The following is a 24556-nucleotide window of genomic DNA, read 5'->3' as shown; positions in this document are numbered from 1 at the left end:
GGTGCTTCGCCCGCCCGGAAGAACGGAATCCCCATGCTTGATCTCGCAATCGTTGGCGGCGGCCCCGGCGGGCTGATGAGCGCCTGGTACCTGAAGAGGAAGCTCGGCGACCTCTGCCGCGTCACCATTTACGAGGCGTCGGACCGGCTCGGCGGCAAGATCGTCACGCGCAAATTCGATACCGCACCCGCGACCTACGAGGCCGGCGTCGCCGAGATCTACGATTATTCGATGACCGGCCCGGATCCGCTGCGCGAACTGATCCAGCATTTCGGCCTGCAGACCATTCCGATGGATGCCGAGCAGGTCCAGATCGACGGCGAGCTCCTGAATGACGTGCCGGGCATGCGCCGCAAATTCGGCGCGAAGACCGCCGAGGCGATCGAAGCGTTCCGCAAGCGCTGCACCGAGATGATCTCGCCGGCCGAATACTACGAAGGCGTCGGCGCGCACGACAACGAGCATCCCTGGGCCCACAAGACCTGCGAGCAGTTGCTCGACGAGGAGGTCGAGGACCCGACTGCCAAGCGCTTCTTCAAGGTGATGGCGCGCTCCGACATCGCGACCGAGAGCCACAACACCAACGGGCTCAATGCGCTGAAGAATTTCGTGATGGATATCGACGGCTATATCGGCCTGTACTCGATCCAGAACGGCAATGAGCAGCTCGTCGAGTGCCTGCGCTCGGAAGTCGATGCCGACATCCAGCTCAATCACCGGGTGCTGAAAGTCGGCAAGGCCGGCAACGGCCGCTACCGCCTCAACATGATGAACGGGAAGGGGCCGGAGACGCGTGACTTCGACCTCGTGCTGGTCTGCCTGCCGCATTCCTGGCTCGCCACGCTCGGCTGGGACGGCGAGGAGTTGCGCCAGTCGATGGTCAAGCACATCTCCTATTTCGACCGCCCGGCGCACTACCTGCGCGTCTCGATCCTGTTCGACGAGCCGTTCTGGGGCGAGAAGATCCCAGGCTCCTGGTTCATGTCGGATGCGTTCGGCGGCTGCTGTGTCTACAACGAAGGCTCGCGCCACGACGTTGGCAGGCACGGCGTCCTGAACTGGCTGATTGCGGGTTCGGACGCGCTGGCCTTTGCCAATCTGACCGACCAGGAACTGATCGATGCTGCGTTGAAGTCGCTGCCGGCTTCCCTCGGCAATGCGCGCGAGCATTTCCTCGAGGGCAAGATCCACCGCTGGCTGAGCTCGGTGAACGCGCTGCCCGGCGGCCTGCCGGCGCGCGACGTCATGACCAACCATCGTCCCGAGCCGAAGGACCATCCCGGCATCGTCGTGGTCGGCGACTATCTGTTCGATTCCACCCTGAACGGCCTGCTCGATTCCTCCGATGCCGCGACCGACATCATCCTGACCGAGATGATCCGGCTGCGCCATGCCCGCGCCCAGGCCGAGCGGCCGCTGTCGGACAAGATCGACCGCGATTATTTCGAGAATTATCGCGGGCAGGGTCCGTACAGCGAGGCGTGGCGCCACTTCACCGATCCCGCGCTGCTGATGGAGATGATCCAGCTCGTCTGGGGCGAGGCCAAGGGCTACAAGCTCCTGGTGGCGGGCTCGGCCAGCGGCGAACTGGTCGGCGCGCTGCGCGAGCGCGGGGTTGACGCCTGGGGTGTCGAGAACAACCGCTTCATCCACGGCAAGACGCCGAAGGCGCTGCAGAAGTACAACAAGCTCGGCTCGGTCGTCGACCTGCCGCTCGAGGACAACGAATTCGACTTCGTGTTCGAGACCAGCCTCTGCCATCTCGGCGGAAAGCAGGTGGTGCGCGCGGCGCGCGAACTGCATCGCGTGGTCAAGACCGGCCTCGTGTTCGGCTCGGTGACCTCGGATCTCGCGCCCGGCTTGATCGACCGCTACGATCTGTTGCGTGGCGTCAAGAAGCTCGCCACCTGGTGGGAATGGTCGGAACTGTTCTTCGGCAACGGTTTTGATCTCGCCGCCCACCGTCGCGACTGCACCGAGGCGCTGTGGGCCGCGGCGCGCGCCGCCAACAAGGGCCCCGGCCAGTGGTACGGCGATTCCGACGCATTGCGCTATTCGTTCTTCGACAAGGTCGAGGACGAGGATTGACCCAAGGATTGACCTGAGGATTGACCGGCGCAATCGGCCGGTTCAATTGCTTTGCCCAATCCTTGCTGATCGCATAGAATCGTTGGCATAGCGCGTATCGCGCTGTCGCGCTCGATTTGCGGTCATGCCGGCCGTGCAGTATCGGTTGGTTTCATGGCATCGAAGCCCCCATCATCTGACGGTCACAATCCGGTTGCGACGGATGAACTCGAGCTGAAAAAGAAGCTCGGGGCGAATGCCGATTCCGCTACGTCTAGGCCCGGCGGGAAGCCTTCGTCGACATCACCGCCTCCCGATGATGATGACGAAGCCGACGACGAGAACGAAGTCGAGCTCGATGACGATGATGAGGACGAGGACCTCGTCGTCTTCACCGCCAAGGAAGCCGCCGGCGCGCTCGCCACGATCTACGGCTTCGTCAAGCCGTATCTCGCCAACTACAAGCAGATGCTGGTCTTCGTCAGCTTCGGCCTTGTGGTCGAGACGTTGTTCAACGTCATCATGCCGCTCAGCCTGAAGTTCCTGATCGACGATGCCCTTGGCGAGGAAGATTTTCAGGCGCTCTACAAGATCCTCGGCGTGCTCGCCGCCGCCGGGATCATCACCTCCATCATCGCGGTCTGGTACGAACGCTGGGACGCGCGGCTTGCCGCCTGCATCATTTCCGACGCGCGGACCAAACTGTTCGAGCACGTCCAGAACCTGCCGTCGGCCTATTTCGCCCGCACCAAGCGCGGCGAGATTCTGTCACGGTTCTCGATCGATCTTTCGGCCTTCGAGGGCTCGGTCAAGAGCTTCGCCAACAGCGCCGCCTTGCCGTTCCTGGAGCTCATTGCCGGCATCATCCTGATGCTGTTCCTGAGCTGGCAGCTCGCCGTGGTCGCGCTACTCGTGTTTCCGATCACCCTGATCGGGCCGCGGATCCTGACCCCGAAAGCGGTGCAGGCCAATTACGAGCAGAAGCTGAACGAGGCCGCGCTGCTCGGCACCGTGCAGGAGAATGTCGCAGCCCAGGCCGTGGTGAAGGCGTTCAACCTGCAGCGCCGCGCGCTCGGCTGGTTCACGATGCGCAACAACGACGTGCGGCGGAAGGCGGCCTCCGCGATGTTCCTGTCGACCATGGTGGAGCGCACCGTCACCATCGCGGTGCTGCTGTTGCACCTCGTGGTGCTCGCGATCGGCGCCTATCTCGCCACCAAGGGCCAGATCACCATCGGCACCTTCGTCACCTTCGAAAGCGCATTCTGGGAGGTGTCCTACAACATCGCGCACCTGATGCACTTCATCCCGGTGTCGATCCAGTCGGCGGCGGCGGTGCAGCACATCCAGGAACTCCTGGACGAGCCGACGCGCGGCGCCGACCGGCCGGGCGCGCCGGACCTGCCGCGCATCACCAATGACATCACCTTCGAGCGCGTGACCTTCCAGTACGAGGGCAGTCAGGAGCCGCTGCTGGATAATTTCAGCCTCAAGCTCAAGGTCGGCCAGCGCATCGCGATCGTCGGCCCCTCTGGCTCGGGCAAGAGCACGCTGCTCAATCTGATCCTGCGGCTTTACGTGCCCGACGAGGGCCGCGTCACCATCGACGGCGTCGATATCCGCAAGGTGACGCGCGGATCGCTCAGGCGGAGCATGGCGGTCGTGTTCCAGGAGAACATGCTGTTCAACATGTCGATCCGGGAGAACATCCGCCTCGGCAAGGAAGGCGCGAGCGACGAGGAAGTCGTGGACGCCGCGCGCAAGGCCGAGATCCATCGCTTCATCATGAGCCTGCCGCAGAAATATGACACCGTGGTCGGCGAGCGCGGCGACACGCTGTCGGGCGGCCAGCGCCAGCGCCTCGCGATCGCGCGCGCCATCATCCGCAATCCGTCCGTGCTGCTGCTCGACGAAGCCACCTCCGCCCTCGACCAGACCACGGAGGCCGCGATCAACCGCACGCTGTTCAGGGTCGCCGCGGGTCGCACCATGATCTGGTCGACGCACCGGCTGACTTCGGTGGTCGACATGGACGAGATCATCGTGATCTCCGGCGGTAAGGCGATCGAGCGCGGCACCCATGCCGAGCTGCTCGCCGCAAACGGCATCTACCGCAAGCTCTGGGACGATCAGGGCCATGTCGCGCACAATGCCGCCGCGCAGGCCGACGACGACGATGAAGACGACGACGAGGAGTGATCGCTCAGCTTGACGTCGCGATCCGGCCTTGCCGCGCTGGGCGAAACGCGCCGGCGGTGGAATAGCGGACGCCTTGCGCGAAGCGGACCACGAAGCGGCCCCAGCGTCCGGCGCGCCAGGTCAGGCCATGGTCGATCGATAGCGAGCGAAGGTGGTAGGCCTTGGCAAGCGATCGTGCCTCGCAGGCCTGCTTGACCGGATCGTCGTAGAACGCCTGGATCTTCCGCACGTCCATGCCGTCGCTCGAAAGCCACGCCGGGATGTGGACGTTGCACAGTCGCTCGACGTCGGTGAAGACCTTGTCGCTACCGGTGCCGGCGGCGGGGCAGGAGGTGGAGAACGCGTCGCCGACCAGGACGATGCCGGGCTGCAAATATCCTTCGGTGACGTAGAGATCGGCGGGCCTGATCCTGATCGGCCCGGAGACCATGAAGCCTCCGGTCATGCGCGCAAGCCCTGGCATTGTGCTGAGCATGGTTGCTTCCGGCGACTCCCTGAACTGCTGCAGCCATGGATCGGTCATGTCGCGGTAGACCATGAGATTGGCGCGCATCGTTCCGCCGATCGGGAACAACGTAAGATAGGCCATGCGCGCGCTCGGCCGGCCCGGCCAATAGGTCAGCGCTGGAAAATCGAACATCACGCGGCCGGCCGGCACGACATCGAAGCCTAGCGTGATCGAATGGCACGCGCTGGTGATGCGGCGCTGCATGCCGAGCGTGTGGCGCAGGCCGGTGTTCAGGCCGTTGGCGAGCACGACGAGCCGTGCCGAGATCTCCTGGTTGTTCGATAGCACGATCTTCTGCCGGTCGGCGCTGTTCGAAACAGCGTAGGCCTTGGCATGGATGATCTCGACATCACCGGGAATCTGCGCGCGCATGGTGTTGACCAGCGTGTCGTAGAGGATGCCGTGCTGATCGCTGGGCTTCTTGGCGACGACATAGCCGAACCGCGCCTCCCACACCTGGCCATCCAGCGTCGTGGCGCGCAGCGTCTCTTCGGCGAGGCCGGTCTTGCGCAACAGCTCGAGTTGGTCTCCGCCGAGCTTCTCGCAGCGCAGCTCGGGCGGGTAGTTCAGGTGCGGGTCGATCAGGCACGCCGAGATGCCCGCGCGTCCGAGCATCGCCGCGACGGTCGAACCGGCGAGCCCGCCGCCGATGATGGCAACATCCGTGTAGCGCATGCGTCTTGCCTCTGATCGCAAGGCTCCATGCATGGCCGAGAATCGCAAAGGAACCCTGAACTGGTGCTTCACAATCCAGTCAGTCCCGCGTCCGCTTAATTGAAAAGCAATGTCCCGCAAGGACGATCAGTGCGGTCGAAGAGCGCGAATTTCGATGATCACGGTAACGATTGATTCACCGAGGCTGGACATCGCCCCGCAATGGGACGAGCTGGTGCGGCGTGCGTCGTCGAACGTGTTCATGAATCCGGCCGCGCTTGCGGCGGTCGTTGCGACCGACTTTGCCAAGATACGCGTGTTGCTGGCCTGGGAGCAGGGCGCTGCGCGGCGCAGGCTCGTGGGCATCTGGGCGTTGCAGGTGCGGCAGACGGTGCGGCTGTGGCCAAAGGTATCGGAAGCGCTGCCCTACGAGTACGCTTTTCTCTCCAGCCCCGTCCTCGATCCGGCTTTCGCCGATCAGGTCGTTCCCGCGTTCCTCGCCGCCATCGAACAAGACCCGCTGCTGCCTGATGTCCTCAGCCTCACGTCGCTCGACGCGGAATGCCCGAGCTATGCCGCCATGTCGAAATGGCTGGCTGCGCGTGGCATCGAGCCGTTGATCGTTGCAACGAGCAGCCGACCTTTCGTGACGAAGGAATTCGGCGTGAAGCGTAGCGGCTCGACGCGGAAAAAACTGCGTCAGGACTGGAACAGATTGTCAGCGCTTGGCGCCGTCGATGTCGTCAACGACCGGTCGCCCGGCGCGGTCCGCCAGGCGTTCGAGACATTTCTGGCGATGGAAAAGGCAAGTTGGAAGGGCGAGCGGGGCACGGCGCTGCTGTCGGATGCTCGTGATGCCGCCTTCACCAGGCAGTTGGTGCACAATCTGGCCGACCGTCAGGCTTGCTCCGTCGCCTTGCTCCAGGTGAACGGCGAGGTGGCGGCCGCGCAGGTGCTGATGTATTGCGGCTCTACCGCCTACACCTGGAAGACAGCATACGATGCGCAGTTCGCGCGATATTCGCCCGGGCATCTGCTCGTCGACAGGGTGACGGATCAACTGCTCGCGCAGCCCGAGATCGAGGCGATCAATTCCTGCGCCGCCGAAGACAGCTTCATGGCCCAGCTATGGGCGGGCCGCCGCACCATGCTCGATCTGATCTTCGATGTCAGCGGAACGAAGTCGCTGGGCTACCGGATGGAAGCGGGCCGGCTGCTCGGCTACCATTCCTACGGCGTCTGCGGCAGCGCCTCCGGCAGCGTCGTCCGGCGTCCTCCGCCAGCAAGCCGCCGCAGGGCGCCTCGGCCAAGCCACGACAGGAAGCGGCCGCCGCGCTGCGCACGCCAGTAAAGGCTGGTGTCCGTCGACACCCGGCGGAAGTCGAAGGCCTTGGCCATTGACCAGGCGTCGCAAGCCTTCTTGACGGGATCGTCGTAGTACGCGGCGATCTTGTCCACGCCCATGCCTTCGCTGGCAAGCCACGCCGGGATATGGACATTGCAGAGCTGGGCGACGTCCGTGAACACCTTGTCGGTGCCTGTACCGGTGACCGGGCAGGTGACCGAGAAGGCATCGCCGACGAGGACGATGCCCGGCCGCCGATAATTGGTGCTGACAGAAAGATCGGCCGGACGCACCTTGATATCGCCGGCAACGGCGAACTCGCCGGTGATCCGGGAGAGTCTGGGCAACGCGGCATTGAGCGTTCTGACCGGGCTCACCCGCATCTCGCGCAGCCAGGGATCATCGGCCTCACGATAGACGAACAGATTGGCGCGCATCCGGCGCTCTTCGACCGGAAACAGCGTCAGATAGGGAATGCGGTCGCTGGGCCGCTCCGAGAAATAGGTCAAGGCCGGGAAGGGGAACGCCGGCCGGCCGACGGGGACGAGATCGAAACCGAGCGAGATTGAATGGCAGGGGCTGGTAATCTGTCGTTCGATGCCGATCATGCGGCGCAGCCCGACATTCAGCCCGTTGGCAAGCACGACCAGCCGGGCCGAAACCGTCTCGCCGCCGCCGAGCGTCACCTCCTGCCGCTCGGCGCTGATCGCAACATTGGTGACCTTGTCGCAGATGAACTCGGCGGGGGCGGCGATCTCAGCCCGAATCGCGTTGACGAGCTCGTCATACATGATGCCGTATTGGTCGATCGGCGCCCTGTCGAGCAGTCGGCCGAAGCGGGCGATCCAGTTTTCGCGTGCGTGAGTCGCGCGCGAAAGCACCGCCTCCGCCAATCCGGTCTGCGCGAATCGCTCGATCTGCCCGCCGCCGGCCAGCTTCTCGACGCGGAAATCGAACGGATAGACGTCGTGCGGGTCGATCAGGATGGTCGGAATGCCGGCACGGCCGAGCATGGAGGCTGCCGTGGAGCCGGCCAGCCCCCCGCCGATGATCGCGATGTCGGTATAGCGCATGGGAAATCCCGGTCTCCAAGCGGGTTCTTTGCGCCCGCAATGGCAAACAAAGGCTTATTTTGCGCGATATCTCTGGATGAGAGCCGCGCAAGAGCTGCCTCAGGATATTTATGTCCGGGTAAAAAAAGTCGGCCGACTCGCCCGGAGGAAGGGCGCCGAGCCCTGCATTTTCACTCGCGCTGAGCGCGCGAAAGTGCCAAATCCATATGCGGCAGAGGCGTTTCTCGTATTGTCGTTTTGCTTGACTTCACTATCTACCGCTTATACAAGGCGCGAACTTAACGACAGGCGGTGAGCTACGCCAGCGTCGGAACGGAACACCCTATCAGACCTACTGGGACTGAGGCGGGCACCAACCTCGACGAATGCCGCTCAAACGCTGTCGATGATAGCTAGGCAATGCCAGGGCGATCTTTGTTCTCTTGAGCGCGTTCTCTTGAGAGTGAACTCGGATGCATGACCTCGGTTCTCAACCGGACAGCGAACGCTGATCGGTCGTGATCGCGGTCCTCTGTGGCGTCAAGCGCTTTCCGCTCAGCAACGAGTGGTAGGCGCGATTTCGTTTTGCGCGAATGGTTTTCGTGTGAGGCGGCCGGACGGGCGGCTCGTTCCCGTGAAGAATTTGCGGAGCCAGTGAGGTTCCGCGCGAACTTGAAGGGTGAAGGCTGACATGCCGACGATCAACCAGCTGATCGCAAAACCACGGGAAGTGCAGAAGTCGCGCAAGAAGGTGCCGGCGCTGCAGCAGTCGCCGCAGAAGCGCGGCGTGTGCACGCGCGTCTACACGACGACTCCGAAGAAGCCGAACTCGGCGCTTCGCAAGGTCGCTAAGGTGCGTCTGACCAACGGGTTCGAGGTGATCGGCTACATCCCCGGCGAGGGTCATAACCTTCAGGAGCACTCGGTGGTCATGATCCGCGGCGGCCGCGTCAAGGACTTGCCGGGCGTGCGCTACCACATCCTCCGCGGCGTGCTGGATACCCAGGGCGTCAAGAACCGTAAGCAGCGTCGTTCGAAGTACGGCGCCAAGCGTCCGAAGTAAGCGGGAACAGGTAAGATGTCGCGTCGTCACTCTGCAGAAAAGCGTGAAGTGCTTCCGGACCCGAAGTTCGGAAACATCATCATCACAAAGTTCATGAACTCGGTCATGTACGCCGGCAAGAAGTCGGTCGCCGAGAACATCGTCTATGGCGCGCTCACCATGATCGAGGCCAAGACCAAGCAGAATCCGCTCGGCGTGTTCGAGCAGGCGCTCGAGAACGTCATGCCGACCATCGAGGTGCGTTCCCGCCGCGTCGGTGGTGCGACCTATCAGGTGCCGGTGGAAGTCCGTTCGGTGCGCCGGCAGGCGCTCGGCATCCGCTGGCTGATTTCGGCCGCGCGCGAGCGCAACGAGAAGACCATGACGGAGCGGCTCTCGGCGGAGTTGCTTGATGCGTCGAACAATCGGGGGAACGCCGTCAAGAAGCGTGAAGACGTGCACCGGATGGCGGAAGCCAACCGCGCCTTCTCGCACTATCGCTGGTAAGGCGAACAACGGAATTTAAGGAACAGCTCCATGCCCCGCCAACATGCCATCGAGGACTATCGCAACTTCGGTATCATGGCGCATATCGACGCCGGCAAGACCACGACGACCGAGCGCATCCTCTATTACACCGGCAAGAGCCACAAGATCGGCGAAGTGCACGAAGGTGCCGCGACGATGGACTGGATGGAGCAGGAGCAGGAGCGTGGCATCACCATCACCTCGGCTGCGACCACCGCGTTCTGGAACGGTAAGCGGCTGAACATCATCGACACCCCCGGCCACGTCGACTTCACCATTGAAGTTGAGCGCAGCTTGCGCGTGCTCGACGGCGCCGTGTGCGTGCTCGACTCCAACCAGGGCGTCGAGCCGCAGACCGAGACGGTCTGGCGCCAGGGCGACAAGTACAAGGTTCCGCGCATCGTCTTCGCCAACAAGATGGACAAGACCGGCGCCGACTTCTTCAAGTGCCTGTCCGACATCGTCGACCGCCTCGGTGCCAAGCCGATCGCGATCCAGCTTCCGATCGGCGCCGAGAACAACTTCAAGGGTCTCGTCGATCTCGTGAAGATGAAGGGCATCGTCTGGAACGATGAATCCCTCGGTGCGAAGTTCGACTATGTCGACATTCCGGAAGACCTCGTCGACCAGGCTAAGGAATACCGCGAGAAGATGGTGGAAGCCGCCGTCGAGCTCGACGACGACGCATTGGCCGCCTTCCTCGATGGCAACGAGCCCGACGAAGCGACGCTGAAGCGGCTGATCCGCAAGGCGGTGCTGACCGGCGCGTTCTATCCCGTGCTGTGCGGCTCCGCGTTCAAGAACAAGGGTGTGCAGCCGCTGCTTGACGCCGTCGTCGACTACCTGCCGTCGCCGATCGACGTGCCCGCGATCAAGGGCACCGACGAGGACGGCAACGAAGTCGTGCGCAAGGCGGACGACAAGGAGCCGCTGGCGCTGCTCGCGTTCAAGATCATGGACGACCCGTTCGTCGGCACTATCACCTTCTGCCGCATCTATTCGGGCATCCTGCAGAGCGGCACCGGCGTGGTGAACTCGACCCGCGAGAAGAAGGAGCGGATCGGGCGCATGTTGCTGATGCATGCGAACAACCGCGAGGACATCAAGGAAGCCTATGCCGGCGACATCGTCGCGCTGGCGGGCCTCAAGGAAGCGCGCACCGGTGACACGCTGTGCGATCCCAACAAGCCGGTGATCCTGGAAAAGATGGAATTCCCGGACCCGGTGATCGAGATCGCGATCGAGCCGAAGTCGAAGGCCGACCAGGAAAAGCTAGGCGTCGCGCTCGCGAAGCTCGCCGCTGAGGATCCGTCGTTCCGGGTGACGACCGACCACGAGTCCGGTCAGACCATCCTGAAGGGCATGGGCGAACTGCATCTCGACATCAAGGTCGACATCCTGAAGCGCACCTACAAGGTCGACGCCAACATCGGTGCGCCGCAGGTGGCGTTCCGTGAGCGCGTGACCAAGCGGGTCGAGCACAGCTACACCCACAAGAAGCAGACCGGCGGCACCGGCCAGTTCGCGGCCGTGACGCTGATCGTCGAGCCGAACGAGGCCGGCAAGGGCTACGAGTTCGAATCGAAGATCGTCGGTGGCGCGGTGCCGAAGGAATACATCCCCGGCGTCGAGAAGGGTCTCGAGAGCGTGCTGGGCTCGGGCGTCGTCGCCGGCTTCCCGATTGTCGACGTCAAGGTGCAGCTCATCGACGGCAAGTATCACGACGTCGACTCGTCGGCACTGGCCTTCGAAATCGCAACGCGCGCCTGTTTCCGTGAAGCGCTGCAGATGGGCAAGTCCGTCCTGCTCGAGCCGATCATGAAGGTCGAGGTGGTGACGCCGGAAGACTACACCGGCTCCGTCATCGGCGACCTGAACTCCCGGCGCGGCCAGATCCAGGGCCAAGACATGCGCGGCAATGCCAACGTCATCAATGCGATGGTGCCGCTCATGAACATGTTCGGTTACGTGAACAACCTGCGCTCGATGAGCCAGGGTCGCGCGACCTTCACCATGCAGTTCGATCACTACGCCGAAGCGCCGGCGAACGTGTCGGCTGAAGTCCAGAAGAAGTTTGCCTGATTATCGTTGGTTGGCAGCTAACGATTGAACGGAGAGTCAAATGGCCAAAGCAAAATTTGAGCGTAACAAACCGCACTGCAACATCGGCACCATCGGTCACGTCGACCATGGCAAGACCTCGCTGACCGCCGCGATCACCAAGATCCTGGCGGAAACCGGCGGTGCGACGTTCACCGCCTACGACCAGATCGACAAGGCCCCGGAAGAGAAGGCGCGCGGCATCACGATCTCGACCGCTCACGTCGAGTACGAGACCAAGAACCGCCACTACGCCCACGTCGACTGCCCCGGCCACGCCGACTACGTGAAGAACATGATCACCGGCGCCGCCCAGATGGACGGTGCGATCCTCGTCGTGTCGGCTGCCGACGGCCCGATGCCGCAGACCCGCGAGCACATCCTGCTCGCCCGCCAGGTCGGCGTTCCCGCGCTCGTCGTGTTCCTCAACAAGTGCGACATGGTCGACGATCCGGAGCTGCTCGAGCTCGTCGAGCTCGAAGTGCGCGAGCTGCTCTCGAAGTACGACTTCCCCGGCGACAAGATCCCGATCGTCAAGGGTTCGGCGCTGGCCGCTCTGGAAGACAGCGACAAGAAGCTCGGCCATGACGCGGTTCTCGAGCTGATGCGCAATGTCGACGAGTACATTCCGCAGCCGGAGCGTCCGATCGACCAGCCCTTCCTGATGCCGGTCGAAGACGTGTTCTCGATCTCGGGCCGCGGCACCGTGGTGACCGGCCGTGTCGAGCGCGGCATCGTCAAGGTCGGCGACGAAATCGAGATCGTCGGTCTGCGCGACACTCAGAAGACCACCGTCACCGGCGTCGAAATGTTCCGCAAGCTGCTCGATCAGGGCCAGGCAGGCGACAACATCGGTGCGCTGCTCCGCGGTACCAAGCGCGAGGAAGTCGAGCGTGGCCAGGTGCTGTGCAAGCCGGGTTCGGTCAAGCCGCACACCAAGTTCAAGGCCGAAGCGTACATCCTCACCAAGGAAGAGGGCGGCCGTCACACCCCGTTCTTCACCAACTACCGCCCGCAGTTCTACTTCCGCACCACCGACGTGACCGGTGTCGTGCATCTGCCTGAGGGCACCGAGATGGTGATGCCGGGCGACAACATCGCGATGGAAGTGCACCTGATCGTGCCGATCGCGATGGAGGAGAAGCTGCGCTTCGCCATCCGCGAGGGCGGCCGCACCGTCGGCGCCGGCGTCGTCGCCTCGATCCTCGAGTAAGAAGCGAATAGGGAATGGCGAGTGGCGAATAGGAATTTCTATTCGCTACTCGCTACTCGCCACTCACCAAAGAAAGTACGGCAATGAACGGCCAGAATATCCGCATCCGTCTCAAGGCGTTCGACCATCGTATTCTCGATACGTCGACCCGCGAGATCGTGAACACGGCGAAACGCACCGGTGCCCAGGTTCGCGGTCCTATTCCGCTGCCGACCCGCATCGAGAAGTTCACCGTCAACCGTTCGCCGCACGTCGACAAGAAGAGCCGCGAACAGTTCGAGATGCGCACCCACAAGCGCCTTCTCGACATCGTCGATCCGACCCCGCAGACCGTCGATGCTCTCATGAAGCTCGATCTGGCCGCCGGTGTCGACGTCGAGATCAAGCTCTAAGTTTTGGATTGAAGTCCGCGCGAGTGGACGAAAGAGAACAGGAACCACGCCGATGCGCTCCGGAGTGATCGCACAAAAGGTCGGGATGACGCGGGTCTTTACAGAGGCCGGCGAACATATCCCCGTGACCGTGCTGAAGCTCGGCAACTGCCAGGTGCTGGGCCACCGCACCACTGAAACGAACGGTTATGTTGCGCTGCAGCTCGGCTCGGGCTCGCGCAAGACCGTGTACATGCCGAAGGCCGAGCGCGGCCAGTTCGCCGTCGCCAAGGTCGAGCCGAAGCGCAAGGTCGCGGAATTCCGCGTCTCCGAGGATGCGCTGATTCCGGTCGGCGCCGAGATCCAGGCCGATCACTTCGTGGTCGGTCAGTTCGTCGACGTTACCGGCACCTCGATCGGTAAGGGCTTTGCCGGCGGCATGAAGCGCTGGAATTTCGGCGGTCTGCGCGCCACCCACGGCGTGTCGATCTCGCACCGTTCGATCGGTTCGACCGGCGGCCGTCAGGATCCCGGCAAGACCTGGAAGAACAAGAAGATGCCCGGCCATATGGGTGTCGATCGAATCACCACGCTCAACCTTCGCGTCGTCCAGACCGATGTCGAGCGTGGCCTGATCCTGGTCGAAGGCGCCGTTCCCGGCTCCAAGGGCGGCTGGATCAGGGTGCGCGACGCCATCAAGAAGCCGCTGCCGAAGGAAGCTCCGAAGCCCGGCAAGTTCAAGGTTGCGGGCGAGCAGGCTGCCGAGGCGCCGGCCGAGCAGGAGGGTGCGTGAGATGGAACTGAAAGTCACCACCCTTGAGGGCAAGGAAGCCGGCTCGGTCCAGCTTTCCGACGCCATTTTCGGCCTCGAGCCGCGCGCCGACATCATTCAGCGATGCGTGCAGTGGCAGCTCAACAAGCGCCAGGCCGGCACGCACAAGGCCAAGGGTCGCGCCGAGATCTGGCGCACCGGCAAGAAGATGTACAAGCAGAAGGGCACCGGCGGTGCCCGTCACGGCTCGGCGCGCGTGCCGCAGTTCCGTGGCGGCGGCCGCGCCTTCGGTCCGGTGGTTCGCTCGCATGCGACCGACCTGCCGAAGAAGGTGCGTGCGCTCGCGCTCAAGCATGCTTTGTCGGCCAAGGCCAAGGACGGCGGCCTTGTCGTGCTTGACAGCGCCGACATCAAGGAAGCCAAGACCAAGGCGCTGGTCGGTCACTTCTCCGGCCTCGGGCTCACCAATGCGCTGATCATCGACGGCGCCGAGCTCAACAACGGTTTCGCGACCGCGGCCCGCAACATTCCGAATATCGACGTGCTGCCGATCCAGGGTATCAACGTCTACGACATCCTGCGCCGCCAGAAGCTGGTCCTGACCAAGGCGGCCGTCGATGCGCTGGAGGCGCGCTTCAAATGAAGAATATCGATCCGCGCCACTACGACGTCATCGTCGCGCCCGTTGTGACCGAAAAGGCGACGCTCGCCTCCGAGCACAACAAGGTGCTGTTCAAGGTAGCCTCCAAGGCCACCAAGCCGCAGATCAAGGAAGCGGTCGAGAAGCTCTTCGACGTCAAGGTCAAGAGCGTGAACACACTGGTGCGCAAAGGCAAGACCAAGGTGTTCCGCGGCAATTTCGGTTCGCAGTCGGACACCAAGCGCGCGATCGTGACCCTGGAAGAGGGCCACCGCATCGACGTGACTACCGGACTATAAGGGCGTAACGACGATGGCATTGAAAACCTACAATCCAACGACGCCGGGCCAGCGCCAGCTGGTGATGGTCGATCGTTCGGCGCTCTATAAGGGCAAGCCGGTCAAGGCGCTCACCGAGGGCAAGCAATCGAACGGTGGCCGCAACAATACCGGCCGCATCACCGTGCGCTTCCGCGGCGGCGGCCACAAGAAGGCCTATCGCAATGTCGACTTCCGCCGCGACAAGGTGGATGTGCCGGCGATCGTCGAGCGGCTGGAATATGACCCGAACCGCACCGCCTTCATCGCGCTGATCAAGTATCAGGACGGCGAGCAGGCCTACATCCTGGCGCCGCAGCGGCTCGCCGCAGGCGACACGGTGGTGGCCGGCAGCTATGTCGACGTCAAGCCGGGCAACGTGATGCCGCTCGGCAACATGCCGGTCGGCACGATCGTCCACAACATCGAGCTGAAGATCGGCAAGGGTGGTCAGCTTGCGCGCTCCGCCGGCACCTATGCCCAGATCGTCGGCCGCGACCAGGACTACGTCATCATCCGCCTGAACTCGGGCGAGCAGCGCCTGGTGCACGGCCGTTGCCGCGGCGCGATCGGCGCGGTGTCGAATCCCGATCACATGAACATCTCGATCGGCAAGGCCGGCCGCACCCGCTGGCTCGGCTGGCGCCCGCACAACCGCGGTGTCGTCATGAACCCGATCGACCACCCGCATGGCGGCGGTGAAGGCCGCACCTCGGGCGGCCGCCACCCGGTGACACCGTGGGGCAAGCCGACCAAGGGCAAGAAGACGCGCTCGAACAAGTCGACCAACAAATTCATTCTCCTAAGCCGCCACAAGCGGAAGAAGTAAGGAACGCCGGACATGGTTCGTTCAGTCTGGAAAGGCCCGTTCGTCGAGGCATCGCTGCTCAAGAAGGCAGATGCCGCGCGCGCGTCCGGCCGTCACGACGTTATCAAGATCTGGAGTCGCCGCTCGACCATCCTGCCGCAGTTCGTGGGCCTGACCTTCGGCGTCTACAACGGTCAGAAGCACGTGCCGGTTTCGGTGAACGAGGAAATGGTGGGTCACAAGTTCGGCGAGTTCTCGCCGACACGTACCTTCCACGGCCACTCTGGCGACAAGAAAGCCAAGAGGGCTTGAGGATTAAGCGATGAGCAAACCAAAGCGCGAACGTGTCCTCGCGGACAATGAGGCCAAGGCCGTCGCCCGGATGCTGCGCGTCAGCCCGCAGAAGCTGAACCTTGTCGCGCAGATGATCCGTGGCCGCAAGGCTTCGGCTGCACTCGCCGACCTGCAGTTCTCGCGCAAGCGGATCGCGGTCGACGTCAAGAAGTGCCTGGAATCGGCGATTGCCAATGCTGAGAACAACCACGACCTCGAGGTCGACGATCTCGTCGTCGCCGAGGCTCATGTCGGCAATGGCCTCGTCATGAAGCGTTTTGCCCCGCGCGGCCGTGGCCGTTCGGGCCGTGTCTACAAACCGTTCTCGCATCTCACGATCGTGGTTCGTGAGGTCGAGGCCGAGGCGAGCGCTTAAAGAAGAAGCGCAGGAGAATAAGATGGGTCAAAAGATCAATCCGATCGGGCTGCGTCTCGGCATCAACCGGACCTGGGATTCGCGTTGGTTTGCCGGCAAGGCTGAATACGGCAAGCTGCTGCATGAGGACGTCAAGATCCGCGAGATCCTGCACAAGGAGCTCAAGCAGGCCGCAGTGGCGCGCATCGTGATCGAGCGCCCGCACAAGAAGTGCCGGGTGACGATCCACTCGGCGCGTCCGGGCGTCGTGATCGGCAAGAAGGGCGCCGACATCGACAAGCTGCGCAAGAAGGTTGCCGACATCACGGCTTCCGACGTCGTCATCAACATCGTCGAAATCCGCAAGCCGGAGCTCGATGCGACGCTGGTCGCTGAATCGATCGCGCAGCAGCTCGAGCGCCGCGTTGCGTTCCGCCGCGCCATGAAGCGGGCGGTGCAGTCGGCGATGCGTCTTGGCGCCGAGGGCATCCGTATCAACTGCTCGGGTCGGTTGGGCGGCGCTGAAATCGCGCGCATGGAATGGTACCGCGAGGGCCGGGTGCCGCTGCACACGCTGCGCGCCGACGTCGACTACGGCGTTGCCACCGCGTTCACCACCTTCGGCACCTGCGGCGTCAAGGTCTGGATCTTCAAGGGCGAAATCCTCGAGCACGATCCGATGGCCCAGGACAAGCGGATGGCCGAGGGCGAGAGCCCGCGGTCCCGTCGCGACGCCGCCTAACGGCAAATGAGAGTTTGAGGGCTTAACGCCATGATGCAACCAAAGAAAACGAAGTTCCGGAAGGCGCATAAGGGCCGCATCCACGGCGTTGCGACTTCGGGCGCGACGTTGTCCTTCGGCCAGTTCGGCCTGAAGGCGCTCGAGCCGGAACGCGTCACCGCGCGCCAGATCGAGGCCGCTCGCCGCGCGCTGACCCGCCACATGAAGCGCGCCGGCCGCGTCTGGATCCGCGTGTTCCCTGATTTGCCGGTGTCGAAGAAGCCCGCCGAAGTGCGCATGGGCTCCGGCAAGGGCGCGCCGGAATTGTGGGTGGCCCGCGTCAAGCCCGGTCGTGTGCTGTTCGAGATCGACGGCGTCACCAACCAGGTCGCGCGCGAGGCGCTGACCTTGGCCGCCGCCAAGCTGCCGATCAAGACGCGCTTCGTCGCGCGCATCGCGGAGTAACCGAGATGGCCCAGATGAAAGTCGAGGATATCCGCGCGATGAGCGCCGACCAGATGGAGGACGCGATCCTCAATCTGAAGAAGGAGCGGTTCAACCTGCGCTTCCAGCGCGCCACCGGTCAGCTCGAGAACACCTCGCGGCTGAAGGAAGCGCGCCGCGACATCGCCCGTATCAAGACCATCGCCGCGCAGCAGCGCGCGAAGAAGAAGTAAGAGGCCGGACATGCCGAAACGTACGCTACAGGGCGTGGTCGTCAGCGACAAGCAAGCCAAGACGGTGGTGGTGCGCGTCGATCGCCGCTTCACCCATCCGATCTACAAGAAGACGATCCGCCGTTCGAAGAACTATCACGCGCACGACGAGAGCGACCAGTTCAAGCCGGGCGACACGGTGTGGATCGAGGAATCGAAGCCGATCTCGAAGTTGAAGCGCTGGATCGTGATCCGGGGCGAGCAGAAGCAAACGGCCTGACGCGCATTCGGCTTCGAAGCCGGAGAATGTCAGGAAAATTTTGAGCGCAAGTGAAGCGCAGAAAGAGGACGAGGTGCATCAATGATTCAGATGCAGACCAACCTCGACGTGGCCGATAATTCAGGCGCACGCCGTGTCATGTGCATCAAGGTGCTTGGAGGCTCCAAGCGCCGCTATGCCACCGTGGGCGACATTATCGTTGTGTCGATCAAGGAAGCCATTCCGCGTGGCAAGGTGAAGAAGGGCGACGTCATGAAGGCGGTCGTGGTGCGGGTCCGCAAGGACATTCGCCGCCCCGACGGCTCGGTCATCCGCTTCGACCGCAATGCCGCCGTGCTGGTCAACAACCAGTCCGAGCCGGTCGGCACCCGTATCTTCGGGCCGGTGCCGCGCGAGCTGCGCGCCAAGAACCACATGAAGATCATCTCGCTTGCGCCGGAGGTGCTGTGATGGCTGCCAAGATCCGCAAGGGTGACAGGGTCATCGTGCTGACCGGCCGCGACAAGGGCCGCACCGGCGAAGTGTTCGAAGTGCGTCCGGCCGAAAACACCGCGCTGGTGCGCGGCGTCAACATGGTGAAGCGTCACCAGAAGCAGACCCAGAACCAGGAGGGCGGCATCATCTCCAAGGAGGCGCCGGTCCACCTCTCCAACGTCGCGTATGTCGGCAAGGACGGAAAGCCGACCCGCATCGGGTTCAAGATTCAGGCTGATGGCAAGAAGGTTCGCATTGCCAAGAGCTCGGGAGCAGAGATCGATGGCTGAGACCGCTTATGTGCCGCGCTTGCGCACGGAATATGACAGGAAGATTCGCGGCCTGCTGACCGAGAAGTTCGGTTACGAGAACGCGATGCAGGTGCCACGGCTGGACAAGGTCGTGCTCAACATGGGCGTCGGCGATTCCGTCAACGACCGCAAGAAGGCCGAGACCGCTGCCGCCGAGCTGACGCAGATCGCCGGCCAGAAGGCGATCGTGACCTATTCGCGGGTTGCGATTGCGACCTTCAAGCTGCGCGAGAACCAGCCGATCGGCTGCAAGGTCACGCTCCGCAAGGCGCGCATGTACGAGTTCATCGATCGCCTGGTCACCGTCGCGCTGCCGCGCGTGCGCGATTTCCGCGGGCTGAACCCGAAGAGCTTCGATGGCCGCGGCAACTATTCGCTCGGCATCAAGGAGCACATCATTTTCCCCGAGATCGACTTCGACAAGGTCTCGGAAGCGCGGGGCATGGACATCACCGTGTGTACCACGGCCAAGACCGACGACGAGGCTCGCGCCTTGTTGACCGCTTTCAATTTCCCGTTCCGGCAGTGAGACGCTGACGAACAGCCTCTCAAACGCGGAAACGTAAGGAGCCACGCATGGCAAAGAAGAGTGCAGTCGAGAAGAACAACCGGCGCAAGCGGATGGCCAAGAACGCCGCCGCGAGCCGCGCCCGGTTGAAGGCGATCATCGCCGACAAGACCAAGCCGATGGAAGAGCGTTTCGCGGCGACCTTGAAGCTTGCGGAAATGCCGCGCAACTCGTCGGCGACCCGGATCCGGAATCGTTGCGAGCTGACGGGCCGCCCGCGCTCGAACTATCGCAAGAACAAGTTGTCCCGCATCGCGCTGCGCGAGCTCGGCTCCAAGGGCCTGATCCCGGGCCTCGTGAAGTCGAGCTGGTAAGGAGGGTCGGAAGATGTCAACGCACGATCCGATCTCTGATCTCATCACCCGCATCCGCAACGCGCAGATGCGCTCGAAGTCGAAGGTCTCGAGCCCGGGCTCGAAGATGCGCCAGAACGTGCTCGAGGTGCTGAAGGCGGAAGGCTATATCCGCGGTTACGCCAGCGTCGAGCATTCGTCCGGCCGCAGCGAGCTCGAGATCGAGTTGAAATATTTCGACGGCGAGCCGGTCATCCGCGAGATCGAGCGCGTGTCGAAGCCGGGCCGCCGGGTCTACACGTCGGTGAAGAACCTGCCGCGCGTGAACAACGGTCTCGGCATCTCCGTTTTGTCGACGCCGAAGGGAATCATGGCTGACCACGAAGCGCGCGACGCGAACGTGGGCGGCGAAGTTCTCTTCACGGTGTTCTGAGGAAGGATTGAGCCATGTCACGTATTGGCAAGAGGCCTGTGGCGATCCCGTCGGGTGTGACGGCGACTGTCGACGGGCAGACGGTGAAGGTGAAGGGGCCGAAGGGCCAGCTTCAGTTCGTCGTGCATAACGACGTCGAGGTGAAGTTCGAGAACGGCCAGGTCAAGGTCGCTCCGCGGGTGGACACCAACCGCGCGCAGGCGATGTACGGCACCGCGCGTGCTCAGGTCGCCAACCTGGTCGAAGGCGTCACCAAGGGTTTTGAGAAGAAGCTCGAGATCACGGGCGTCGGCTACCGCGCCGCGATGCAGGGCAAGAACCTGCAGCTCGCGCTCGGCTACAGCCACGACGTCATCTACCCGATCCCGGAGGGCATCTCGATCGCGGTGCCGAAGCCGACCGAAATCACGGTCTCGGGCATCGATTCGCAGCGCGTGGGGCAGGTTGCGGCCGAGATCCGCGCCTATCGTCCGCCGGAGCCCTACAAGGGCAAGGGCGTGAAGTACGCCAACGAATTCATCTTCCGCAAGGAAGGCAAGAAGAAGTAACGGAGCCGGTCATGTCACTGAAGGTTACCAATGCCCGGCGCAAGCAACGCGTACGCTTGGCGCTGCGCCGTTCCGGGGGCGGGCGTCCGCGTCTGTCGGTGTTCCGCTCGTCCAAGCACATCTACGCCCAGGTGATCGACGATCAGAAGGGCGAGACGCTGGCGTCGGCCTCGTCGCTCGAGAAGTCGATGCGCGATGGCAGCAACACGGGTGCGAATATCGATGCAGCCAAGGCCGTCGGCAAGCTGCTCGCCGAGCGCGCCACGCAGAAGGGCGTCAAGGAAGTCGTGTTCGACCGCGGCGCCTATCTCTATCACGGGCGCGTCAAGGCGCTTGCCGATGCGGCCCGCGAAGGCGGACTGAGCTTCTGAGCAAGTTTCGAGCGGATATTAGGACTGAGGCATAAGCCTTTCTAGAGATTGGAAAACACCATGGCAGAACGCGAACGCGGCGGACGCGAACGGAGCAGGGAGCGCGAGGAGCGCGACAGCGAGTTCGTCGACAAGCTCGTGCACATCAATCGCGTGGCAAAGGTCGTGAAGGGCGGCAAGCGCTTCGGCTTTGCGGCGCTGGTCGTGATCGGCGACCAGAAGGGCCGGGTCGGTTTCGGCCACGGTAAGGCGCGCGAAGTGCCGGAAGCGATCCGCAAGGCAACCGAGTCCGCCAAGCGCAACCTGACCCGCGTGGCGCTGCGCGAAGGCCGCACGCTGCATCACGACATCGCCGGCCGTCACGGCGCCGGCCGCGTCTACCTGCGTGCCGCGCCGGCCGGTACCGGCATCATCGCTGGCGGCCCGATGCGTGCGGTGTTCGAGACGCTCGGCATTCAGGACGTGGTTGCGAAGTCGATCGGCTCGTCGAATCCCTACAACATGGTTCGCGCCACCTTCGACGCGCTCAAGAACCAGGATTCGCCGCGATCGGTCGCTGCGCGCCGCAACATCAAGGTATCCACCCTGCAGGCCCGCCGCGTCGGTGGCGATGCAGAAGTGGTGGCTGAATAACTCGCGCTAAGCCAGCGCGCTATCTGGAGTTTCAAGAGATGGCCCAGGCCGCAAAGACGATCAAGGTCGAGCAGATCGGCAGCCCGATTCGCCGCCATCATTCGCAGCGTTCGACGCTGATCGGCCTCAAGCTCAACAAGATCGGCCGGGTTGCCGAGCATCAGGACACTCCTGAGGTTCGCGGCATGATCAGCAAGGTTCAACACCTCGTCCGCGTCGTCGGCGAGGGTTAAGACAGACAAGGAGAAGGGCGATGAAGCTCAGCGAGATCGCCGACAATCCCGGTTCGCGCAAGAAGCGCATGCGCATCGGCCGCGGTATCGGTTCGGGCAAGGGCAAGACCGGCGGCCGTGGCGGCAAGGGCCAGACCGCGCGTACCGGCGTGCGCATCAAGGGCTTTGAAGGCGGCCAGATGCCGCTGCATCGCCGCCTGCCCAAGCGCGGGTTCAACAACATCTTCAGGCTCGATTTCGCGGAAGTTAATCTCGACCGATTGCAGCAGGCGGTCGACGCCAAGCAGCTCGACGCCGGAGCGGTCGTGAACGCGGAAGCGCTGGTGAAGTCGGGCGTGCTGCGCCGCGCCAAGGACGGCGTGCGGCTGCTCGGCCGCGGCGAGCTCACGGCCAAGCTCAACATCGAGGTGCATGGCGCCTCCAAGTCCGCGGTCGCCGCGGTGGAGAAGGCCGGCGGCACGGTGAAGATCCTGGCGCCCGCCAAGAAGGACGAAGGCGAGGCGGCGTAACATCTGCGTCATTGCCTGGCTCGCGCAGGCAGGGACGGCAGAGAACGTTGGACTTATCGAAGCCGAGCACCAAATAATGTCCGGTGTCCGCCGATGATCCCGTGGGGGACGTCGGCGGGGGCTCCGGGAGAAAGCCGAAACATGGTCTCAGCAGCGGAACAACTCGCGTCCAACCTCAATTTCGCAGCGCTCGGCAAGGCCGAAGAGCTGAAGAAGCGCATCTGGTTCACGCTGGGTGCGCTGCTTGTTTATCGGCTCGGCACTTACATCCCGCTACCCGGCATCGACCCCAACGTGTGGGAGCAGGTGTTCCGCTCCCAGGCCGGCGGCATCCTCGGCATGTTCAATATGTTCGCCGGCGGCGGCATCCACCGCATGGCGATCTTCGCGCTGAACATCATGCCGTACATCTCGGCATCGATCATCATCCAGCTCCTGACCACCGTCTCGCCGCAACTCGAGGCGCTGAAGAAGGAAGGCGAGGCCGGACGCAAGACGCTGAACCAGTACACCCGCTACCTCACCGTGATCCTGGCCCTGTTCCAGTCTTACGGCATCGCGGTGGGCCTCGAGGGCGCCGGCAACGTCGTCACCGACCCCGGCATGTTCTTCCGTCTTTCGACAGCGATCACGCTGACTGGCGGCACCATGTTCCTGATGTGGCTGGGTGAGCAGATCACCTCGCGCGGCATCGGCAACGGCATTTCGCTGATCATTCTGTCCGGCATCGTCGCGGAACTGCCGGCGGCGCTGGCCAACATGCTCGAACTCGGCCGCCAGGGCGCGATGTCGACCGGCCTGATTTTGGTCGTGATCGTGATGGCGGTCGCCGTGATCGCCTTCATTGTCTTCATGGAGCGCGCGCAACGCCGGCTCCTGATCCAGTATCCGAAGCGCCAGGTCGGCAACAAGATGTTCGAGGGCCAGTCCTCGCATCTGCCGCTCAAGCTCAACACCTCCGGCGTGATCCCGCCGATCTTCGCGTCCTCGCTGCTGCTGCTGCCGACCACGGTCGCGAACTTCAATGCCGGCAAGGGCCCGGAATGGATGCAGTGGATCACCACCCAGCTCAGCCACGGCCGGCCGCTGTTCCTGATTCTCTACCTCGCCCTGATCGTGTTCTTCGCCTTCTTCTACACGGCGATCGTGTTCAACCCGACCGAGACCGCCGACAACCTGAAGAAGCATGGTGGCTTCATCCCGGGCATTCGGCCTGGCGAGCGCACGGCGGAGTACATCGACTATGTGCTGTCGCGCGTCACAGTGGTTGGCGCGATCTATATTGCGATCGTATGTCTCATCCCGGAGATTCTGATTTCCTACGCCTCCGTGCCGTTCTACTTTGGCGGTACCTCGCTTCTGATCGTGGTCAGCGTGACCATGGATACGGTGGCACAGGTTCAGGGCTATCTGCTTGCCCATCAGTATGAAGGGCTGATCAGAAAGTCCAAGCTCAGGGGCCGTCGCCGCTGATAGAGCGGAATGCGGGCGGCGTAAAAGTCAAAACCAAGGGTGTGCGGATCGCGCTCACCAAGCCGGGGGGCGAAAAATCATGAGATTGATCCTTTTGGGGCCGCCGGGCTCGGGCAAGGGGACCCAGGCCCAGCGGCTGGTTCAGAAACACGGTATTGTCCAGCTCTCGACTGGCGAGATGCTGCGCGCCGCGGTTGCCGCCGACACGCCGATCGGGCTGCAGGCCAAGGACATCATGGCCGCGGGCGGGCTGGTGCCCGACGAGATCGTGATCGGCATCATCTCCGATCGGATCGATCAGCCCGACGCCAAGAACGGCTTCATCCTCGACGGCTTTCCGCGCACGGTTCCGCAGGCCGAGGCGCTGGATGACCTCTTGAAGAAGAAGCGCCTCAAGCTCGACGCCGTGGTCGAGCTTCGCGTCAATGAGAACGCGCTGCTCGAGCGGGTGGAGAAGCGCGCCACCGAGACGCGGGCGCGCGGCGAGGAAGTCCGCGCCGACGATACGCCGGAAGTGCTGACCAAGCGGCTGGCAAGCTACCGCGCCCAGACTGAACCCCTGATTCACTACTATTCCGAGCGCCGCAAGCTGCTGACTGTAGATGGCATGATGACCATCGAGCACGTTACGGGTGAAATCAACCGGATCCTGGAGGCGCTCGGCGCCACGGAACCCAAGGCGGCACGGCGAGCCTCTCCAGCCAAGCGCTCCGCCTCTGGAGCCGCCCGAAAGGGAGCCAAGGCGCCCG

Annotated in this window: 31 protein-coding genes and 1 pseudogene; 30 read left to right on the top strand and 2 right to left on the bottom strand. The window is 63.4% G+C overall.

From position 1 onward, the window contains the following. The first annotated feature begins 33 nt into the window (after positions 1-33). Entirely contained in the window at positions 34-2088 is a 2055-nt protein-coding gene (locus tag CWO89_RS04805) for an FAD-dependent oxidoreductase (RefSeq protein ID WP_130577503.1), read from the top strand. Between the two features lie 153 nt (positions 2089-2241). Further along, positions 2242-4266 carry an ABC transporter ATP-binding protein gene (locus CWO89_RS04800; protein WP_130577502.1) on the top strand — a complete coding sequence of 675 codons (2025 nt, stop codon included), beginning with the start codon at positions 2242-2244 and terminating at the stop codon, positions 4264-4266. A gap of 4 nt (positions 4267-4270) precedes the next feature. On the opposite strand, the gene CWO89_RS04795 is transcribed toward CWO89_RS04800, so the two are convergent. Continuing rightward, entirely contained in the window at positions 4271-5449 is a 1179-nt protein-coding gene (locus CWO89_RS04795) for an FAD-dependent oxidoreductase (protein WP_130577501.1), read from the bottom strand. Between the two features lie 109 nt (positions 5450-5558). On the opposite strand from CWO89_RS04795, the pseudogene CWO89_RS49065 reads away from it, so the two are divergent. After that, positions 5559-6440: pseudogene (locus tag CWO89_RS49065) on the top strand (GNAT family N-acetyltransferase); the annotation flags it as partial. A 218-nt stretch (positions 6441-6658) separates the two neighbouring features. On the opposite strand, the gene CWO89_RS04785 reads toward CWO89_RS49065, so the two are convergent. Then, positions 6659-7846 carry an FAD-dependent oxidoreductase gene (locus CWO89_RS04785; protein WP_130577500.1) on the bottom strand — a complete coding sequence of 396 codons (1188 nt, stop codon included), beginning with the start codon at positions 7844-7846 and terminating at the stop codon, positions 6659-6661. Positions 7847-8516: 670 nt separating this feature from the next. On the opposite strand from CWO89_RS04785, the gene rpsL reads away from it, so the two are divergent. The 27 genes from rpsL to CWO89_RS04650 all read left to right on the top strand — a co-directional run. Next, on the top strand, positions 8517-8888 hold the full coding sequence (rpsL, locus tag CWO89_RS04780; protein WP_028168167.1) for a 30S ribosomal protein S12: 372 nt from the start codon (positions 8517-8519) through the stop codon (positions 8886-8888). 15 nt (positions 8889-8903) lie between these two features. Continuing rightward, on the top strand, positions 8904-9374 hold the full coding sequence (gene rpsG, locus CWO89_RS04775; RefSeq protein ID WP_028168166.1) for a 30S ribosomal protein S7: 471 nt from the start codon (positions 8904-8906) through the stop codon (positions 9372-9374). Positions 9375-9404: 30 nt separating this feature from the next. Next, positions 9405-11477, top strand: coding sequence for an elongation factor G (gene fusA / locus CWO89_RS04770; RefSeq protein WP_130577499.1), 2073 nt, complete (start codon positions 9405-9407; stop codon positions 11475-11477). A gap of 40 nt (positions 11478-11517) precedes the next feature. Beyond that, complete coding sequence (gene tuf / locus CWO89_RS04765; RefSeq protein ID WP_027583251.1) at positions 11518-12708, top strand: elongation factor Tu; 1191 nt, start codon at positions 11518-11520, stop codon at positions 12706-12708. An 83-nt stretch (positions 12709-12791) separates the two neighbouring features. Then, positions 12792-13100, top strand: coding sequence for a 30S ribosomal protein S10 (gene rpsJ / locus CWO89_RS04760; protein WP_002712302.1), 309 nt, complete (start codon positions 12792-12794; stop codon positions 13098-13100). A 52-nt stretch (positions 13101-13152) separates the two neighbouring features. Then, the gene (rplC, locus tag CWO89_RS04755) at positions 13153-13872 is read left to right on the top strand and encodes a 50S ribosomal protein L3 (RefSeq protein WP_130225562.1); all 720 of its coding nucleotides are present in this window, start codon (positions 13153-13155) and stop codon (positions 13870-13872) included. A 1-nt stretch (position 13873) separates the two neighbouring features. Continuing rightward, entirely contained in the window at positions 13874-14494 is a 621-nt protein-coding gene (rplD, locus tag CWO89_RS04750; RefSeq protein ID WP_130577498.1) for a 50S ribosomal protein L4, read from the top strand. Beyond that, positions 14491-14790, top strand: coding sequence for a 50S ribosomal protein L23 (locus CWO89_RS04745; protein ID WP_028168161.1), 300 nt, complete (start codon positions 14491-14493; stop codon positions 14788-14790). The genes rplD and CWO89_RS04745 overlap by 4 nt, the downstream gene beginning before the upstream one ends. 13 nt (positions 14791-14803) lie before the next feature. Next, entirely contained in the window at positions 14804-15637 is an 834-nt protein-coding gene (rplB, locus tag CWO89_RS04740; RefSeq protein ID WP_028168160.1) for a 50S ribosomal protein L2, read from the top strand. Positions 15638-15649: 12 nt separating this feature from the next. Further along, on the top strand, positions 15650-15928 hold the full coding sequence (rpsS, locus tag CWO89_RS04735; RefSeq protein WP_027583256.1) for a 30S ribosomal protein S19: 279 nt from the start codon (positions 15650-15652) through the stop codon (positions 15926-15928). 10 nt (positions 15929-15938) lie between these two features. Beyond that, the gene (gene rplV, locus CWO89_RS04730; protein WP_028168159.1) at positions 15939-16325 is read left to right on the top strand and encodes a 50S ribosomal protein L22; all 387 of its coding nucleotides are present in this window, start codon (positions 15939-15941) and stop codon (positions 16323-16325) included. A gap of 22 nt (positions 16326-16347) precedes the next feature. Beyond that, on the top strand, positions 16348-17046 hold the full coding sequence (rpsC, locus tag CWO89_RS04725; RefSeq protein ID WP_130577497.1) for a 30S ribosomal protein S3: 699 nt from the start codon (positions 16348-16350) through the stop codon (positions 17044-17046). A 30-nt stretch (positions 17047-17076) separates the two neighbouring features. After that, positions 17077-17490: a 50S ribosomal protein L16 gene (rplP, locus tag CWO89_RS04720; protein WP_028168157.1), complete on the top strand. Its 414-nt coding sequence runs from the start codon at positions 17077-17079 to the stop codon at positions 17488-17490. Positions 17491-17495: 5 nt separating this feature from the next. Further along, positions 17496-17702: a 50S ribosomal protein L29 gene (gene rpmC / locus CWO89_RS04715; RefSeq protein WP_130577496.1), complete on the top strand. Its 207-nt coding sequence runs from the start codon at positions 17496-17498 to the stop codon at positions 17700-17702. A 10-nt stretch (positions 17703-17712) separates the two neighbouring features. After that, a complete protein-coding gene (rpsQ, locus tag CWO89_RS04710; RefSeq protein ID WP_027583261.1) occupies positions 17713-17961 on the top strand; it encodes a 30S ribosomal protein S17 in 249 nt (82 codons plus the stop codon). 81 nt (positions 17962-18042) lie between these two features. Further along, positions 18043-18411 (top strand): 50S ribosomal protein L14, encoded by a 369-nt coding sequence (rplN, locus tag CWO89_RS04705; RefSeq protein WP_028168155.1) that lies wholly within the window; start codon positions 18043-18045, stop codon positions 18409-18411. Beyond that, positions 18411-18725, top strand: a complete 315-nt coding sequence (gene rplX / locus CWO89_RS04700) for a 50S ribosomal protein L24 (RefSeq protein WP_028168154.1) — start codon at positions 18411-18413, stop codon at positions 18723-18725. The genes rplN and rplX overlap by 1 nt, the downstream gene beginning before the upstream one ends. Further along, on the top strand, positions 18718-19275 hold the full coding sequence (gene rplE, locus CWO89_RS04695; RefSeq protein ID WP_130577495.1) for a 50S ribosomal protein L5: 558 nt from the start codon (positions 18718-18720) through the stop codon (positions 19273-19275). Before rplX ends, rplE begins: the two co-directional genes overlap by 8 nt. 47 nt (positions 19276-19322) lie before the next feature. Then, entirely contained in the window at positions 19323-19628 is a 306-nt protein-coding gene (rpsN, locus tag CWO89_RS04690) for a 30S ribosomal protein S14 (protein WP_130577494.1), read from the top strand. Between the two features lie 13 nt (positions 19629-19641). Continuing rightward, on the top strand, positions 19642-20040 hold the full coding sequence (gene rpsH / locus CWO89_RS04685; RefSeq protein WP_130577493.1) for a 30S ribosomal protein S8: 399 nt from the start codon (positions 19642-19644) through the stop codon (positions 20038-20040). Positions 20041-20054: 14 nt separating this feature from the next. Further along, positions 20055-20588, top strand: a complete 534-nt coding sequence (gene rplF, locus CWO89_RS04680; RefSeq protein ID WP_130577492.1) for a 50S ribosomal protein L6 — start codon at positions 20055-20057, stop codon at positions 20586-20588. 11 nt (positions 20589-20599) lie between these two features. Continuing rightward, positions 20600-20959, top strand: coding sequence for a 50S ribosomal protein L18 (rplR, locus tag CWO89_RS04675; RefSeq protein WP_130577491.1), 360 nt, complete (start codon positions 20600-20602; stop codon positions 20957-20959). A gap of 60 nt (positions 20960-21019) precedes the next feature. Further along, positions 21020-21592: a 30S ribosomal protein S5 gene (rpsE, locus tag CWO89_RS04670; protein WP_027583269.1), complete on the top strand. Its 573-nt coding sequence runs from the start codon at positions 21020-21022 to the stop codon at positions 21590-21592. 38 nt (positions 21593-21630) lie between these two features. Then, positions 21631-21825 carry a 50S ribosomal protein L30 gene (gene rpmD / locus CWO89_RS04665; protein ID WP_028168147.1) on the top strand — a complete coding sequence of 65 codons (195 nt, stop codon included), beginning with the start codon at positions 21631-21633 and terminating at the stop codon, positions 21823-21825. Between the two features lie 20 nt (positions 21826-21845). Further along, positions 21846-22334 carry a 50S ribosomal protein L15 gene (gene rplO, locus CWO89_RS04660; protein ID WP_130577490.1) on the top strand — a complete coding sequence of 163 codons (489 nt, stop codon included), beginning with the start codon at positions 21846-21848 and terminating at the stop codon, positions 22332-22334. A gap of 141 nt (positions 22335-22475) precedes the next feature. Next, positions 22476-23807 carry a preprotein translocase subunit SecY gene (gene secY / locus CWO89_RS04655; RefSeq protein WP_130577489.1) on the top strand — a complete coding sequence of 444 codons (1332 nt, stop codon included), beginning with the start codon at positions 22476-22478 and terminating at the stop codon, positions 23805-23807. Positions 23808-23886: 79 nt separating this feature from the next. Beyond that, on the top strand, positions 23887-24556 hold a 670-nt coding region (locus CWO89_RS04650; protein ID WP_130577488.1), incomplete at its 3' end, for an adenylate kinase.

This window comes from Bradyrhizobium sp. Leo170 (genome assembly GCF_004296405.1).
Classification (GTDB): Bacteria; Pseudomonadota; Alphaproteobacteria; order Rhizobiales; family Xanthobacteraceae; genus Bradyrhizobium.
This window is presented reverse-complemented; position numbering and strand designations above follow the sequence as displayed.

Excerpts from the sequence above, each read along its gene's own strand:
- CWO89_RS04805 (WP_130577503.1), top strand. The coding sequence starts at position 34 with ATGCTTGATCTCGCAATCGTTGGCGGCGGCCCCGGCGGGCTGATGAGC.
- CWO89_RS04800 (WP_130577502.1), top strand. The coding sequence starts at position 2,242 with ATGGCATCGAAGCCCCCATCATCTGACGGTCACAATCCGGTTGCGACG.
- CWO89_RS04795 (WP_130577501.1), bottom strand. The coding sequence starts at position 5,449 with ATGCGCTACACGGATGTTGCCATCATCGGCGGCGGGCTCGCCGGTTCG.
- CWO89_RS04785 (WP_130577500.1), bottom strand. The coding sequence starts at position 7,846 with ATGCGCTATACCGACATCGCGATCATCGGCGGGGGGCTGGCCGGCTCC.
- rpsL (WP_028168167.1), top strand. The coding sequence starts at position 8,517 with ATGCCGACGATCAACCAGCTGATCGCAAAACCACGGGAAGTGCAGAAG.
- rpsG (WP_028168166.1), top strand. The coding sequence starts at position 8,904 with ATGTCGCGTCGTCACTCTGCAGAAAAGCGTGAAGTGCTTCCGGACCCG.
- fusA (WP_130577499.1), top strand. The coding sequence starts at position 9,405 with ATGCCCCGCCAACATGCCATCGAGGACTATCGCAACTTCGGTATCATG.
- tuf (WP_027583251.1), top strand. The coding sequence starts at position 11,518 with ATGGCCAAAGCAAAATTTGAGCGTAACAAACCGCACTGCAACATCGGC.
- rpsJ (WP_002712302.1), top strand. The coding sequence starts at position 12,792 with ATGAACGGCCAGAATATCCGCATCCGTCTCAAGGCGTTCGACCATCGT.
- rplC (WP_130225562.1), top strand. The coding sequence starts at position 13,153 with ATGCGCTCCGGAGTGATCGCACAAAAGGTCGGGATGACGCGGGTCTTT.
- rplD (WP_130577498.1), top strand. The coding sequence starts at position 13,874 with ATGGAACTGAAAGTCACCACCCTTGAGGGCAAGGAAGCCGGCTCGGTC.
- CWO89_RS04745 (WP_028168161.1), top strand. The coding sequence starts at position 14,491 with ATGAAGAATATCGATCCGCGCCACTACGACGTCATCGTCGCGCCCGTT.
- rplB (WP_028168160.1), top strand. The coding sequence starts at position 14,804 with ATGGCATTGAAAACCTACAATCCAACGACGCCGGGCCAGCGCCAGCTG.
- rpsS (WP_027583256.1), top strand. The coding sequence starts at position 15,650 with ATGGTTCGTTCAGTCTGGAAAGGCCCGTTCGTCGAGGCATCGCTGCTC.
- rplV (WP_028168159.1), top strand. The coding sequence starts at position 15,939 with ATGAGCAAACCAAAGCGCGAACGTGTCCTCGCGGACAATGAGGCCAAG.
- rpsC (WP_130577497.1), top strand. The coding sequence starts at position 16,348 with ATGGGTCAAAAGATCAATCCGATCGGGCTGCGTCTCGGCATCAACCGG.
- rplP (WP_028168157.1), top strand. The coding sequence starts at position 17,077 with ATGATGCAACCAAAGAAAACGAAGTTCCGGAAGGCGCATAAGGGCCGC.
- rpmC (WP_130577496.1), top strand. The coding sequence starts at position 17,496 with ATGGCCCAGATGAAAGTCGAGGATATCCGCGCGATGAGCGCCGACCAG.
- rpsQ (WP_027583261.1), top strand. The coding sequence starts at position 17,713 with ATGCCGAAACGTACGCTACAGGGCGTGGTCGTCAGCGACAAGCAAGCC.
- rplN (WP_028168155.1), top strand. The coding sequence starts at position 18,043 with ATGATTCAGATGCAGACCAACCTCGACGTGGCCGATAATTCAGGCGCA.
- rplX (WP_028168154.1), top strand. The coding sequence starts at position 18,411 with ATGGCTGCCAAGATCCGCAAGGGTGACAGGGTCATCGTGCTGACCGGC.
- rplE (WP_130577495.1), top strand. The coding sequence starts at position 18,718 with ATGGCTGAGACCGCTTATGTGCCGCGCTTGCGCACGGAATATGACAGG.
- rpsN (WP_130577494.1), top strand. The coding sequence starts at position 19,323 with ATGGCAAAGAAGAGTGCAGTCGAGAAGAACAACCGGCGCAAGCGGATG.
- rpsH (WP_130577493.1), top strand. The coding sequence starts at position 19,642 with ATGTCAACGCACGATCCGATCTCTGATCTCATCACCCGCATCCGCAAC.
- rplF (WP_130577492.1), top strand. The coding sequence starts at position 20,055 with ATGTCACGTATTGGCAAGAGGCCTGTGGCGATCCCGTCGGGTGTGACG.
- rplR (WP_130577491.1), top strand. The coding sequence starts at position 20,600 with ATGTCACTGAAGGTTACCAATGCCCGGCGCAAGCAACGCGTACGCTTG.
- rpsE (WP_027583269.1), top strand. The coding sequence starts at position 21,020 with ATGGCAGAACGCGAACGCGGCGGACGCGAACGGAGCAGGGAGCGCGAG.
- rpmD (WP_028168147.1), top strand. The coding sequence starts at position 21,631 with ATGGCCCAGGCCGCAAAGACGATCAAGGTCGAGCAGATCGGCAGCCCG.
- rplO (WP_130577490.1), top strand. The coding sequence starts at position 21,846 with ATGAAGCTCAGCGAGATCGCCGACAATCCCGGTTCGCGCAAGAAGCGC.
- secY (WP_130577489.1), top strand. The coding sequence starts at position 22,476 with ATGGTCTCAGCAGCGGAACAACTCGCGTCCAACCTCAATTTCGCAGCG.